Here is a 15,367-nt window from a genome sequence, read left to right as displayed (position 1 = left end):
ATTTTCGTAGACTCTGCTTAGACCGCCACTGAGCCCTAGACACAGCATGTTGCTCTCCAGTTCGTTTCGGAAGGTAGGTCGCTCTGGCCTGGCCACCGGCCTTCGTAGTTTCATAGGGTGGCGCTTGACAGTGCAGCTAGAGCTCACGGGGTCGAAGCCGATACCATTAGTGACCGGCGCGGCGACATTGCCGACAACCGATCCTGCGCAACCTTCTTGATCATTGTTGCGACGCCGCACAGAAACCCGGGCCGAAGCGCTTGCAGCAGAACTGCCTAACCTATCCACATCACTCAATCCTTCATATTTCGGCCCGACAGCCGCAAGAAAACATCACGAGGTTTGGTGGCCCTGCAAAAGGCGCAGACCAAGTCCTCGCGGCTGCGAGCGCGCCTGCTCTGGCTTCTAGTGATTGTGGGAGATGCACTCACAGGTTAGTCGACCAGGGAACAGTGCTTCTTGTGAGAGCCCTATCAGCACTGAAACGGGAGAAGCAACGGTGAAGATTCTGCCCGATCACGACCAGCGTAAGATAACAATCGAGGCCAGGCAACTGACAGAGGGCTCCAGGTCGAATTTCCAGCATCGTCTCCGCACCTGTGGACCCATTTTTTTAGAACTCCACATAATCTACACAGCGCTCTTCAGCGTTTTCTAAGGGCAATCGTTTTGAGCAGTAAAATCGTTTTTGTGGATGGAATGCGTGCAAAAAGGAATGGGTGGATCATAGCAAGGCGAGCGGCACTTTCAAACAGCGGTCGTGATGATCAACGTTTACGGCAAATCCGCCTCCGACGTCGGTGCCGACGACCGACCTCCGAAATCCTCGTGTATCGTCGTACCCGCAACACTCCTTCTCTACTCTGGTTTTCAGCCGATAAACCTAGCCGCAGCTTCGCCAGTCGGCACGTCGATAAGCGTGATCGGGCTTGCTGCAAGGAAACGGCGTTGGTTGTTGGTCGGCGCTGCCGCATCCAGCACCGCAAAACGTGGTGCGTTGGATCGCGTCATGATCCGTCGGGCGTAGGTGCGCAGCATCTGGTCGTTGAAGCGGCAGCCGATGAAGAAGAGCCTCTGTTGGTGCGCCGCTCCTTCACCGCTTCGCTGACCCACCTGAGCGGCGGAACTCCTTCCGTCGCTGATGAGGCCGTTGATGGCCTGCTAGCCCGGCCTTCCGGTGGGTCGGCCGGCATCGAGACAGGCGATTATTACGCGGCGGGCGCGGCGCGCGAGGTTTCGATGCGCTTCAGTCCATCGGTGATGGCCGCGAGCCCTTCCCGCAGCGTCTGCCCTATAGTGCCCGGACCGATGTCGATTGGAGGATTGTCAAGCATGGCTACAATGTCGCTGCCGTTGAGATAATCGAGCTTCTTCTGGACTGTGGTTCGGACACGCTCGGTCGCGCTCGACAGTGCCTCACCGTTGCGTTCGGTGATGGCGGAGAGCTGATCTGAAAGCTCTCCTCCGAACTGCAGGAAGATGTCGTCGACATACCTCCACGTTCCGCCGCGGGCTTCCACATCGACCATCTGGTTGATCTTGCTCTTTACCTCATCCCGCAGCGTCAAGGCAGCGTCGAGATGAGCCTGCCATATAGCTATGATACTTTCGACCGAGTTCTCGATGGATTTGGTCCTTTCGGGCTGGTCTGCGATGCCAAGAAGGACCAGAAGTTGATCATCGTTACCGAGCCGCGGGACCACCGCTGCGATCAGACGCTCCACAACCGCGCGCCTACGGGCTGCATCGCCTAGTTCCTTCGGCCATTGCGACGACACTATCTTCGCAATCCTCTCAGAATTCGCGTTCTCTAGCGGATAAGAAAGCTGTCGCTCCTGAGCCTTTGCCTTGATCAGACGGAACAAGGACTCTACTACCTCGTCTTGATCGAGAGCGCCCGTTGGAACTCTGTTCAGATCGATCCCATTCACCACGACCTCTTCGCGGCGGTCGCCGTTTGTCTCGCCCTGCCCCGCCCCATCGGGCATGTCATCCACATATTGAAGATTTCGCAGATTCTCAGGATAGGCCAGCATCAACAGAAGTCGGCCGGCGAAGTTGTGCAGCGTTGCCTCCTGCTCTTCCGGAGGCGTCGCAGCCAGCACACGTTGCAGCCAATCCGCGATCTTCGTGGTCAGATGGGACAACTCTGCGGTCTGTCCCGCGCCAATTTGCGCGCTGAGACTTACTGCGTGATTGGAAATGGTCGCGGCCGCGGCGGCAATGCCCTCCTTCACTTCCGGGAGAAGCTGCTCCAGGAGCTCAGCCCCGCCTTCACGCTTGCTTCTCTCTTCGGTTTCTTCAACACTCCCTGCAGAGTTCCCTTCCGCGCTATCGAGCGCCGTCATCGGCCGATTGAATTCTTCAGAGTCGTCGGGTGGAAGAAATTGGGAGTTCTCCTCGGCGTTCATCTCAAACTGCTGAATGTCTTCTTCAGTTAAGATTCCTGCTTCCTGCATGTCAGGCAACCTCATGCGGAAGTTCACGAAATACTTCTTCATCACCTTTTGGACCTGCGGGAACCCGGCCTTTCCACCATCAGCCAACTTGACGAGGATAACGCCGTTTTCGTTCATCCTGCCCGTGCCTCTCCGCAGAAGCGAAAAGTTCTCCTTACTACTATCCTCATCATCTTCAAAAGGCATGTTTTTCAAAGTTTGTGCCAATCCATTGAGCTTTTTCTTACTCACCAGGACAGCAGGCTTCCGCAGATCGCCAACCGTGCCGACCGCAAAGCAGAACTCCAAATCCGCTCTGTTCTTCGTCTGGTCGATCAACTGCAGAAATTTCTTCGCTCTTGTCCTATTGTGCTTCATTCCGGCCATTATATCTCTCCAGTTTCCTGTTCTAGATCAGTGTACGTCGGTTGATAGGGTGGGACAGGATCTGATCACCCAACTTCCCGAAGATCTGCCTGATGGAGGTGACCGCGCTCTCCAGCGGTCTAGTCGAGCGGGAAAGCGGCGCGCCGAGATCAAGCGACGATCGCCGCCAGTCGCAGCCGTGACCGCCTCCGATCCGGCCGGCAACCGACATGCCGACCTCTCCCGCCGCAGACCTGCGTGGGCGTCTCGTGACCCCATAGGGCTTTCCCAGCGCCAGTCGGATGCTATCCCGGCGTTCATAAGAAATCTGGACATCGGAATTCTGACAGCAGATTGCGGGACAACGGGCTCATCACGCTGTCAGGCTGGAGGTTAAAAACCGCCCAATGGCGACCGGACACCAGTCGTACCTGAATAAGGTCCCCTCCTCCCAATGGCTGCTTATCCGCCTCATTTAAGAGGCGAAACAGCGCCCAATGGCCGCTCTTAGAGAGGGTGGCGCCTTGAAAACCGATGAAAGCGACGGAAGCGCCGCCGACGCCGCCGGCCGTAGGCCAATGGAAATGCATGGCCGCGGCGGCCGTTCCTCGTCGATGTTCGAGGCGCTGGCCGTCGATGTCTACCACCACCTGGTCTGTCAACGGATCGGTCTCGGCGACGGTGAGCAGGAATCCAACTGACACCTGGCCGGCATCATCGAACATGGTGTCGCGGATCGTGGCTGCCCGTTGGAACTGGGCCAAGGTATTGCGGCCGATAGGGAAATCGACACCGCTCGTTGGCCGAAACTGCCACGAACCTTTGGATTTGTCGACGAATGGGGAAAGGTTCTCGGCGAAGAAAGTGTCGATCTCCGCCTTGCGGCCGAACAGCCGGGCGAAATCGCTCAAAGGGATATCCCGGCGGGATCCGCTCGCGAAGGGATACCGTCCTTCGGTAGCCCGTCGGCACAAATCGCCGGGGCCGCCCGCCCAACCGCTCGCCAACCCGCGCCTCATGCCGCTGACGGTTAGGTCCGAGCTGTGGCGGCTGAGGCCGAGGATCCATTGCCGGATGGGTTCGGGCAGATCGGCCGCCCCCGCCTCGATCTGTTGGATGGCGACGCCCGCCTGCCCGTTGTGTTCCAAGATGTTCGAACCCGCCAGCCCCTGCGCCTGGCTGAGGGAGCGATACAGTTCGCCGAGATCCCGGAGAGCACTGTCGATCGGCGCCTGCGCGCCCGCTTGGCTGTTCGACGGCACTTCGACCAGCTGGTGCAGCCACCGGAAATGATCGCCCATATAGAGCTGGACGTGAGCTTCAGGCGTGTCCGCGGCCGGTTGAGACCGGAACAGTGCCTCGAGCTCGCTTGGCAACACCTCGCCCTGGGGGACACTGTCACCTTTCGTCAAGCCGTCCTCGGGAGCCGGTGGTTGCTTGAGCTTTAGCTCCTGCGCCGCCGCGAAAAGGAACAGGCGCATTGGTGACGTCGGCGCGGACAGCGTGTTCAAGGTGCGCAGCGCGTCATCGATACCCCCAGACGGGCGGATGGACATATCGCCAATGAGCTGGTCCCAGCGCAACGCGAACTCCTGAGCGTAGAGATCCGCCGCCGAACGCCGCAGCTTCTGGCTCACATCACCGGCTGCAATCGGCGCGACTACCTGTGAGTCGAGAACCCAGCCTTCTGCAGCGACAGCGTCAGCCACTTGCGGCAGCAATCGCAGGAAGGTTCCGTAAAACCCCGCCCTCGTGTAGATGCCAGGAACCCCCTCGCTGAGCGGCTGTCCCGATTTGCGAGCCAGGACGCCCTGCGCCAGCGGCCCGGCATGGTCGGCCAGACGCCAGGTTGGCGCCCGCGAGGCTTCGGGACTGGTCGCGATGATGTCGAGGACGCGGCGCGCCATCGAGACGGTCTGGAGCTTCGCGCGGCTCCTCTCGATCAGTTCGCCATTAAGCTCACTATGGGGCAGCGGCCCTTCCATGAGTGCATCCAGGTGATCAGCGAGCGCGCTGCGCAGGCCGGCATCGGCTTCGGCCGGAAACATCACTCGCCAGTCGGCAGCCATCCAGTTTTTGACGACCGCGCGCTGGAGCGGACCCTGCTGACCCAGCATCAGGTAAACCTTTAACGCCTGGTAGACGAACTGATCATCGTCGTGCCGCTCGACCAATAAGGTTTCCAACCGGAACATCAGCCGCGGCAGCAGGATGGTGTTCACGGCGCGGCGGTACGCCGCGAGCGTCTGAACCTTGATTTTCTTACTCTGGTCGAGACCCGAACTTGATAGGCGGCCGCCCGCGCTGTCGCCGTTGGCATCACGCAGCCGCTGAAGCAGTGGCAGGATGGGTCGAAGATCGCCACTCTCAACCCGGTCGAGCTTCAGCTTTTCAGCCCCTCTGGCATAGCTGCCAGCCATTAGGCGAACGCTCTCGATCAGCTGAACATTCCGAATATAGCTGAACGTCCATAAGACGCTGGCGGTAACAATGACCGCCGCTATCATCGTGTAGGCGCCGTACCGGATCCGCCGCTGGCGCCGATCGAAGCGGTGATTGGCATCGACGAGCCCAGCTTCGGCGAAAACGACTTCGCGCAGCAGCCGGCTGATGAAATAATTACGGCCCGGGCCACGAAGCGCTGTACAGGGCGGCTGAGCGATCTCGAAGGTCTGAGATCTGGCGTTCGCAACTCGATCGAAGGGCATGCCAATTTGCGTGCCGCTTAAGAAGTAGACGCCGCGGAGCATAAGCGGTTCCTGGAACGAATTCCCGCCAAAGGCTTCCTTCAAGAACTGTTGCGTCAGGTGCTTGAGGCTAGCGACCTGCTGTGGGAAGCCGAACATGAGCGCACGACGCTGGAGGTTGCTTTCGTGCTGCATTCGTTCAAGCAGCCTTTCGTTTAGGCGGCCAACAAGCGCATCGTATGCTGCGGCAAACGCCATCGGATCGCCTTCGTCCTCCGACGCCTCTTGCGCAAAGGTGAACCCCCACACCGCCTCCCGCCCCTCGCGACCCAGATCGTCGAAGAATTCAACAAATCCCGCCAGCAGATCGCTCTTAGTGAAAAGCACATAAATCGGCAGTTGCAGGCGAAGCTCCCTGTACACTTCGAGGAGCCGCTCACGGATACAGCGCGCGCGATCGGCGAGCACTTCCTCGGATGTAGAATTCAGCTCGCTGATTGCGATCGTGACTAAGACACCGTTCAGCGGCTGCCGTGGCCGGGAGCGTCTGAGCATACGAAGCAAGCCACGCCAAACCGCTTTGTCCCGGTCTGCATCACCCTCCTGTATCGTGTAGCGCCCAGCAGTGTCGACGAACACCGCGTCATCGGTGATCCACCAGTCGCAGTTTTCCGTACCCGCTAACCCACCGGCGGCTCTCAGACCGGACCTCGCCGCCATCGGAAAGCTGAGCCCGGAATTGACTATTGCTGTGGTCTTCCCCGAGTTGGGCGGACCGATCATCACATACCAGGGCCGCTGATAGAGCCACCGCCTGCTGATACCTCCTGCGTAGCGGCGCCCCTTGAGTGTGGTAAGGGTCTCGCGGAAACGATGACGAATCGCCTCCAGCTCTCTTTCAGCAAGCGTGCTGGCTTGCCCCACACTTCGGTCGGAAGGCCTTGGGTCTCCCTTCTTCTGCTCGGCCCCACCCGCGTCCAGCGCTCCCGACACTCGTGATTGGACGAGGTCTTCAAAATAGGCCTGAACCTTGTAAAGCTGGGACTGGATCAAGTAGATCACGGTGTATCCGACCGGAATCAGCATCGATGCCGCGATCTGGCTGCGAAGGCTGTCAAGCGGCGCAAATCCTCCGACCGAGATATGCGGTCCGAGCGTGAAGATTAAGGCACATACGATCGCCGCCCCGCCGACACGGAGCCATTGCCACCTAAGCGCTTTCTTGATTGACTGCATGGCTTGTCTTCATTGTGTCTTTGTGATGATGATTTGAATCCGACGGTTCCGCGCGCGGCCCTCGGGCGTGTGGTTCGAAGCGACCGGTTCTCCGCTCCCTCTGCCCTCTTCTCGCACGCGGCCTGGGTCATCCATCATGGATTTGATAATCTCGGCAGCTGCGCTCGCACGCGCGAGCGAAAGGGAATCGTTTGAAGGGAAGGCGAGTGATTGCACCGGAATGGCGTCGGTGTGCCCGGTCAGGAGGACCGATCCCGACTCACCGTTCAGAGAACGACCAATTCGTAAAAGAAGCGGCAGGAACATTTTCTTCACTTCCGGACTAGCAGAATCGAACATCCCGGAGGCGCGAATGATAACGACGATCTGCTGTGGGTCCTCGGACACAGTGACAAGCCCTTCGCGGATTTCGGGCTCGAGGAAGTTACGCAGTCGGTCGCTGCTCATAACAACCTTTGGTGGCAATGCGATTCTCGCCGATCTGACAACGCCGTTCGGCGGCAATGTCGCGATATCGTTGAAGACAGCGTCGGCGCGGGCATTTAATGCATGCAGGAGTCCGGTATAGATCGAGAGGAGTAATCCTGCCCCAAACGCTACGACGGCCCAGATTGGAACGATTGTGCGGCGTGGCTTCGGATTATTTGAGTTCCTCCGCCAGTGCGGGGATAGTTCGCGCTCGAAGTCACCACGGGCTGCTCGGATCAGGCGGTAGACGTCTTCGCACAGCACACTGAGCTCTGCGGCTCCTCCCGCAGTGACGCGGTAGCGGCCTTCGAAGCCCAACCTCATGCAGTAGTAGAGCAGCTCCAGCAGTTCTATATTGATGGCCGGTTCATTTTTCAATTGCGTCAGCAGATCGAAGAAGCGCTCGCCGCCCCAGGTATCGCTGAACAGCGATCCCACCAAGCTGCGCGTCGTCCAGACGCTGTTGCTGCCCCAGGCTGTGTTCAGAACGATGTCATCGATGGTCGCGCAGAGGGCGTATTTGCAGACCTTGATCGCTCGCGAGGGCAATCCGAGCGGCGTGATCCGACGCTCAAAAGCATCGATCTCCCGCAGCACCCTAAGGCGCAGTGCTTCAACGTCGATATGGCTAGCACTGCTCTTGAGCTGAGCGCTGAGACCCAGCAGCGCCGCCGCGGCCGCGACCAGTGGATTAAGTCGGTCGAGCGCAAGCATCTCCCAGGTAAGTTCGTCCGCCACTGGCGATGACGGCGAAGGGACAGCCAACTGCTCCTCGGCGTGAAGGAGGACGAGTGGCTGGGATTTTGGCATCGTTTCCTCAATCACCATCATCAACCCGCCCACTTCCCTTCGGAGCGGACGCTCTCATCGTGGGATCGGCGGGCGGGTCGACTACGCTCTCGCACTGGGCGCGCGAAGTCGGCGCCGAAGCTCCGGAGCAAATCGGTTTCGATGCTCGATACGACGTCATTGAAGACGCGCACGTACGCACTCCGGTTTCGCGCCTTATGGTTGCGGTGCAAAAGGGAACGGGGCCGCCCCATCGCCTTCTCGATCCCTGCTAGGGACAAGCGTGCACGGACGCTGGACAGAGCCTTCTGCACAGCCGCGAATGACACGTCATGCGTCCCACGGTCGGTGAAGGCTTGCTCAACGGCCAGGTCTCCGCGGAGGGACCCGCTGGAGTCATTGCACAGAACTGCGCGCAACGCCTCACCGACATCGGGAACGAGACTCAGGGTTTTTTCGTCGGAACTCTTATTTCTGAATAATTGTTCGCCAGCTCTCGCTCGGAGAGTATGCTGTGCAGCGCGGCGGAATACAGAAGCATTTTCCCTGCACGATCCAGCACGCTTACGATGCCGGCATTCCGGACATCTGCCAATGATAAGCCGCAGGCGGCAAGGAAAGCCGTGACCGCCGCTCGATGATTCTTGGCGAGATGATTGCTCCACCTTGGGTTGCGTCAAGATGGGGGCCCGATCTGGCACACTGTCTGCGTAGATATCCCACGGACTTCTCATCATGCCCGCCAGCGCGTCTAAACGAGTGCCTAAGAACGGCAATGGTAGGAACTCGCCGTCCCTCAGGTCCAGCAGCGCTTCTTCACCCCGGGTGCAATTGCCCGCCAGGAGCGACGAGGCCGTTTCGAGGGGGCCAAGAAGACTCAACTCCTCACTTGTCGCTGCAAGTTGTCCCTCCGGTTCGGCGGCACTCTCCGCAATGGATATCGAAGGCGACACCGCGACGACATCGGTCATATAGGCGCCGATCTGAATAACATCGCTGGTTTTCCGGGCGACCGGCGCCTCTGACGGAAGCGGCACCGCCTCGTCATTTTGACATGTGTCGTCGCGGCCTCGGTCGATCAGTACGTATCGCCGTGCCATGCACTCGATTGAGCAGTGGGATTTCGAGACCATCTGCTGATCATCCGGCAGAACCAGGCTGTTGCCTGCTCGGCTGGTAGTCAGTCCACCAGCCGCGTCGCCCGGCACGAGATATTCCGGAAAACTACATCTATTGCTGTGTACACGTAGCGTGAGGGGCATTGGTGGGCTAACTCAAATGTGGGTTCTGTCCGGCTCGGATGGCCCAGAGAGCCATTTCGAGATTTGGGAAGTCGCCAGCAACGTGCAGCGCCAAGCCGGCGGATTGGGGCATATCCTTCCAGAAGCGGCTATTTTGATCGATCTCGAAATAGCTGAATCCAACATGGAACGGGATCTGACGCGGCGCGACCGGTAGGGGATTGATGATAATGCCGGGCAGTGCGACATTGACGAGTTCCGTGATTTTCTCCGCCGGGCCGATCTTAATCTGAGACGGGAACTCGCGCCGGAGGCGCTCGACCTCAATATCAGCCCGAGCAGCCAGCACGAAGCTCGAGGTCGTAAAGAGAGAGCGGTCGGCCACCTCAGCCACATGGACACCGTATTTTTGCCGCTGCAGCGGTACGGGGACCGCAGTCTGCTCAATCACTGCACCCAGCGAAGCCCGGATCGACTGTATCACTGGCAAAAACGCCTCCGCGAGAGAGTCGTGCTTGTAAACACCAAGGGTCGGGGCACGTTTATCGACGCGGGCGAACGTGGCTAGTTCACCCGCCAACTGGAGCATGAGAACATACAGCGATTCCGGATTTACAACGGCGGCCTTGGACAGGTGGCAGAAGTACGGCTCGTACCGATTGATCGCCTGCAGCAGAAGGAAGTCCGCGAGCTCTGCAACCCGGTTCGTTCCCGACTGGGAGACCCGAGTGGCCAGAGCTTCACCACGATGGTGAAGCAGGCCGGTGATCTCAGTGATGTAGTTCGAGAGGACCCGGGAGCTGGCGCAGTCGGGGGTTGGCGGCACGTGCGTTTCGTCCAGAATGATCTGTCGGTCGGCCCGGACCTCTATGATACGGGCGATTGGGATGCAAGTGTAGCCAGACCGGTCTGCCGCGTCCGGCAGCAGTCGAAAATCCAGCCTCGCTACGTCGATGGAGGCGCTGCCTCGCTCGCCAGCGTTGGTGTCGACAACATCCTCAGTGGAGACTGCGAAGCGGATAGGTACGTCAATTCCCGCTTGCGCGTCGGTTTCAAGAGCGCCGGGTTGATAAAACGGTACCGCCAAGTGAATAAGCGAATCTCGAAAATCCGGCGGAACGTCGTAGGGAGTTGGCTGGTTGGCTTCGTCAGGAATACTGAAGGGCATCCCGTCCTCCAAGACGCCGCGAGCCGCTTCGATGGCGATCTTACCGAGACCAAGCAGCTCTCGATTGAGCCGCAGCTCGCTGATACCCCACCCGTACCCATGCAAAACCGCCGTCCTGCTGCGCACCAGCTGTTCGACGTGACGATCGGCCTGCTGAAAATGCTGCGGGCGGAGGAACAAGCCCTCCGACCAGACGACCCTATTATTCCACGACATTCAAGACTCGCCTCGCGTCCACCTGACAGAACGGCTTTCTCCGTAAAAGTAGCAGAGCTTCACTGCCCCCTTGCATGCACATCTGATATCCAACAATGCGCTGGTAGAAGGGCATCGCGTGTCGGGACAGCTCAGATATGCAAGCGCCGAAGCTCATCAGGATTGGTCATGAGCCCCCTTGCAGCGCGACAAGCAAGGGGTCTCATCTAGACTGTCGCTCAGTAGCCCGTTGCCCTCAGAGCCTTATTGGTCGTTCATGTTCACACTGACCTACAACGCGCCAATTCGCCTGTCCTGTCACTCGTACGGGATGAATCTCGCAAATGACCGCCCGGAAGCCTTGAGACCCGGCGCCGCAAGTACGGGGCCAAAAGAGCAGCGCAACAGGCAAGGTGACACGTGATGCGCATTGCCTCGTCGAAAATGTTCCTGAATACGCTGAGGCAGTGCCGCCGCCAACATCGTCTTCACGCGCCGCCGCCCCTAAAGCACCTTGACGACCAGTTTAGCGATTAGACAACCACCTCCTGGACACGATCCACGAACCGGTTGCAGTCCCGGTTCGCGCCAGGTGCGGGATAGCAGCCCTGGCGGCATGGATCATTCATGCGGCGAAGATAGGCATTTCCACATTTGGTGATGCCCAATAGCTAGCGAATGGGATATGCGCTGCGCCTCATGTTGGCGCGCGAGCACATGCAAGATGGCACGGTGGAGATCGACCGTTTTCATCTCGGTGAGCGACCGAGAATGGATCCGGACGGTCTACCGCCTGGACGGGGCCGAAAAGGCCTTTCGATACATGCAGGGCGCGCGACGGCGAAAGGGATCGAACCGCAACCTGCCTGATGGGCGGTGAGGCGTTCATGGCGATTGGCAAGAGCTTTGCTACGCATGAGAACGTAAAGCATTCGAGCCGCGAATTCGTCCAAGTCGCCGTCCACTCGGTGGGAGGTTTCAAGTCCCGGGTCCGCCGCACCATTGCCGGCGTCTTTCATCATATCAGCCCGCAGCATGGCTTGTCTTTCCACGAGATCGGCTTCCGCTGGTCACAGCGCATTGTTACGGGCCAGGCAGTGCGGATACTAGTCACGGGTGCCGCCGGCGCTGCGATTGCTGCAAGTCTTTCGCGCTATTACCGGCCGGCAATGCGCAGAAGTCCGGATGCCGGAATCATCGTTAAATCTCCCAGCCTTTTGTGATAAGGCCGCGTTGTTTAGCGGAAGCCAGCAAGGAGTTCGAAGACGAAGGCCGACCTCACTGGCGCCGCAATTGGCGACAGTTGCCACTACCCTGGTATCGTTGGGCCAATCCCACCATAGAAGAGATCATGTCGATGTTTCGTCGTAACCGGCTTGCGCGGCACCGGCGGCCGTCAGCGTTGATAGCAATCCGTGCCGATCGCCACATCAAGCACGGACCTCCGGTCTGGAGAACGGGTCGTCGCTGCATCTCTCGAAGGATCGCCGCTGTCGTTATGGGTTCACGCAGGAGCTGCGCCATAGCCGCTCACTAACCGGATGCGAGCATATCACCTGTGCATGCAATCCAATACCGGGACTGCGCTAGTTTGAATCGCGGGCTCTTCTCCGTGGTTTTTGAGGTTCTGCTGCAATGATGCGTTTACGCTACCAGTTATCAACGGCCTGGCCATGTCTTCGGGATCTGCCGGCCTCCCGTCACCTGAGCTCGATTCCGCAGAGCCGCCCCATGCCACAACAGCAAAAAACGGGACCCACGGTGATTGAGCGGCGTCCGAACGAGGCTCGGCAAGCTGGAGCGGTCGATGGTCGCAGTCGCGCCCCTTGCACTCTGGTTAAGTCGCTTGAGCCCCTGATAAATTCTGACCTTCCGTCAGCAGTCGGTGCCCGACAGCTGACCCCTTGTTTCCTGAAGGCCATATCCCAGGGGGGTGAGCATGGTTGACAGGGACCCTCGGACTAAGGGGCAGGGCTCTTCGCGGCCGGATGAGGGCCGGCACCCAGCGGATCAAAGAGCGCAGTCTTCAGTGGCGCGTGTCGATCAAGTGGCCGACAACTTCAATTCGGACGACATCTGGCAAGAGAATTCGGTATTGCGTTACGTGGAAAGGCTAAGCGTCGACCAGCCAAGCCCGCCGACCGAGCTTCAAAGCCCTGAAGAACAAACCCCGCAAATGATGGCTGACATGACGGAACTGACGAGAGTTCCGGTCGTCCCGGCAGAGACCGCGTTCAACCTCACGAGGACAACAGATGAATACAATAATGCCGATCGCACTATTCACCTCGTCGAGGGCCAGCCGCTGGAGACTGGCCCTCAGCGCGGGGGGCTGCATGGCCTTGGGAATTTAGAAGCCTCAGCGGTTGCCGGGCCCACCGAGGTGCCGGGTGGAAGAGAGGAGCATTCGGCCATGTCCGAGGTGCCCGCGGAGCCCAGCGATCCGACCGGTGGCGGGCGCAAGAGGCGGACTACTGAGAAGGACGCAGATCCCAGGCCCAGCCGCAGGCAGACGTTATATGCTCAAAGGCCGCTGGCGTTGGCGCCTGATCTCAGCGCCGCGAATGCCGGCATAATCGTGGGGGCCTCAACGGGCGATCTCGTCAATCGAGCGGCGTTCCGGACGGTGTCGGCCCAGGACCAGGCGAGGCTGGACGAAATCGCCAGGCAGACACCGCGGCAGTCGAGGCAGAGCAAGGGGGCGTGGGCGGACGCGCTGAAGGCGGCCCATCCCAATCTCAGCGCCGCCGATGCCGCCGTAATCGTGGGCGTCGTAAAGCGGGTTATCGCCAGGAGGGCGGCGTATCGAACGGTGTCGGCCCAGGACCGGGCGAGGCTTGACGAGATCAAGGCGGCGACACCGCAGCTGCCGGGGCAGAGCAAGGGGGCGTGGGCGGACGCGCTGAAGGCGGCCCATCCCGATCTCAGCGCCGCCGATGCCGCCATAACCGTGGGCTCTTTTAAGGACGATATTGCAAGGAGGACGGCGTTCCGGACGGTGTCGGCCCAGGACCAGGCGAGGCTGGACGAAATCGCCAGGCAGACACCGCAGCTACCGGGGCAGAGCAAGGGGGCGTGGGCGGACGCGCTGAAGGCGGCCCATCCCGATCTCAGCGCCGCTGATGCCGCCATAATCGTGGGTGCCGTAAAGCAGGATATTGCTAAAAGGGCCGCGTTCCAGACGGTGTCGGCCCAGGACCAGGCGAGACTGGACGAAATCGCGGCGGTGACACCGCGGCTGCCGGGGCAGAGCAAGGGGGCGTGGGCGGACGCGCTGAAGGCGGCCCATCCCGATCTCAGCGCCGCCGATGCCGCCATAATCGTGAATGCCGTAAAGCAGGATATTGCTAAAAGGACAGCGTTCCAGACGGTGTCGGCCCAGGACCACGCGAGGCTGGACGAAATCGCCAGGCAGACACCGCAGCTACAGGGGCAGAGCAAGAGGGCGTGGGCGGACGCACTGAAGGCGGCCCATCCCGATCTCAGCGCCGCCGATGCCGCCGCCATCGTGGGCGCCGTAAAGCGGGTTATCGCCAGGAGGGCGGCTTTTCAGACGGTGTCGGCCCAGGATCAGGCGAGGCTGGACGAAATCGCTAGGCAGACACCGCGGCTGCCGGGGCAGAGCAAGGGGGCGTGGGCGGACGCGCTGAAGGCGGCCCATCCCGATCTCAGCGCCTCCGATGCCGCCATAATTGTGGGTTCCGTAAAGCATAATATTGTAAAAAGGGCGGCGTTCCGGACGGTGTCGGCTCAGGACCAGGCGAGGCTGGACGAAATCGCCAGGCAAACACCGCGACAGTCGAGGCAGAGCAAGGGGGCGTGGGCGGACGCGCTGAAGGCGGCCCATCCCGATCTCAGCGCCGCCGATGCCGCCACAATCGTGGGCGCCTTAAAGGACGATATCGCCGTGAGGGCAGCGTTCCGGACGGTGTCGGCCCAGGACCGGACGAGGCTGGACGAAATCGCGGCGGTGACACCGCGGCAGGGGCGGAGCAATGCGGCCTGGGCGGACGCGCTGAAGGCGGCCCATCCCGATCTCAGCGCCGCCGATGCCGCCACCATCGTGGGCGCCGCAAAGGACGAAATCGCCAGGAGGGCGGCGTTCCGGACGGTGTCGGCCCAGGACCAGGCGAGGCTGGACGAACTCGCTAGGCAGACACCGCAGCTGCCGGGGCAGAGCAATGCGGCCTGGGCGGACGCGCTGAAGGCGGCCCATCCCGATCTCAGCGCCGCCGATGCCGCCGTAATCGTGGGTGCCATAAAGCAGGATATTGCTAAAAGGGCGGCGTTCCGGACGGTGTCGGCCCAGGACCAGGCGAGGCTGGACGAAATCGCGGCGGCAACACCGCGGCAGGGGGGGAGCAATGCGGCCTGGGCCGATGCGCTGAAGGCGGCCCATCCCGATCTCAGCGCCGCCGATGCCGCCACCATCCTGGGCACCTTTAGGGACGATATCGCCAGGAGGGCGGCGTTCCGGACGGTGTCGGCCCAGGATCAGGCGAGGCTGGACGAGATCAAGGCGGCGACACCGCAGCTGCCGGGGCAGAGCAAGGGGGCGTGGGCGGACGCGCTGAAGGCGGCCCATCCCGATCTCAGCGCCGCCGATGCCGCCATAGTCGTGGGTGCCGTAAGGCGCGATATCGCCGTGAGGACGGCGTTCCAGACGGTGTCGGCCCAGGACCAGGCGAGGCTGGACGAAATCGCTAGGCAGACACCGCAGCTGCCGGGGCAGAGCAAGGGGGCGTGGGCGGACGCGCTGAAGGCGGCCCATCCCGATCT

At 60.6% G+C, this 15,367-nt stretch carries 6 protein-coding genes and 2 pseudogenes; 2 read left to right on the top strand and 6 right to left on the bottom strand.

Features of this window, described 5'->3' with window-relative positions; translation table 11 throughout:
• Positions 1 to 870 precede the first annotated feature (870 nt).
• From ATY29_RS29530 to tssK, 6 genes and pseudogenes are all read right to left on the bottom strand, one after another.
• Positions 871 to 1,109: pseudogene (locus tag ATY29_RS29530) on the bottom strand (SIR2 family protein); the annotation flags it as partial.
• 99 nt (positions 1,110 to 1,208) lie between these two features.
• Positions 1,209 to 2,825, bottom strand: a complete 1,617-nt coding sequence (locus ATY29_RS29525) for a hypothetical protein (protein WP_085861381.1) — start codon at positions 2,823 to 2,825, stop codon at positions 1,209 to 1,211.
• Between the two features lie 296 nt (positions 2,826 to 3,121).
• Positions 3,122 to 6,727, bottom strand: coding sequence for a type VI secretion system membrane subunit TssM (gene tssM, locus ATY29_RS29515; RefSeq protein ID WP_085861380.1), 3,606 nt, complete (start codon positions 6,725 to 6,727; stop codon positions 3,122 to 3,124).
• A 9-nt stretch (positions 6,728 to 6,736) separates the two neighbouring features.
• Positions 6,737 to 8,026, bottom strand: a complete 1,290-nt coding sequence (gene icmH, locus ATY29_RS29510; RefSeq protein ID WP_012489524.1) for a type IVB secretion system protein IcmH/DotU — start codon at positions 8,024 to 8,026, stop codon at positions 6,737 to 6,739.
• On the bottom strand, positions 8,026 to 9,246 hold the full coding sequence (locus ATY29_RS29505; RefSeq protein ID WP_210256236.1) for a type VI secretion system-associated FHA domain protein: 1,221 nt from the start codon (positions 9,244 to 9,246) through the stop codon (positions 8,026 to 8,028). The genes icmH and ATY29_RS29505 overlap by 1 nt, the downstream gene beginning before the upstream one ends.
• A gap of 7 nt (positions 9,247 to 9,253) precedes the next feature.
• Positions 9,254 to 10,609: a type VI secretion system baseplate subunit TssK gene (tssK, locus tag ATY29_RS29500; protein WP_016737477.1), complete on the bottom strand. Its 1,356-nt coding sequence runs from the start codon at positions 10,607 to 10,609 to the stop codon at positions 9,254 to 9,256.
• 654 nt (positions 10,610 to 11,263) lie between these two features.
• On the opposite strand from tssK, the pseudogene ATY29_RS29495 reads away from it, so the two are divergent.
• Together ATY29_RS29495 and ATY29_RS29490 are read left to right on the top strand one after the other, a co-directional pair.
• Positions 11,264 to 11,811 (top strand): annotated as a pseudogene (locus tag ATY29_RS29495) (transposase); the annotation flags it as partial.
• Positions 11,812 to 13,166: 1,355 nt separating this feature from the next.
• A partial coding sequence (locus ATY29_RS29490) for a hypothetical protein (protein ID WP_244597467.1) occupies positions 13,167 to 15,367 on the top strand: 2,201 nt, incomplete at its 3' end.

Source organism: Rhizobium hidalgonense (assembly GCF_002914525.1).
Taxonomy (GTDB): Bacteria; Pseudomonadota; Alphaproteobacteria; order Rhizobiales; family Rhizobiaceae; genus Rhizobium; species Rhizobium hidalgonense.
Note: the sequence above shows the minus strand (reverse complement) of the source record. Positions and strands in the feature narration are given on the sequence as shown.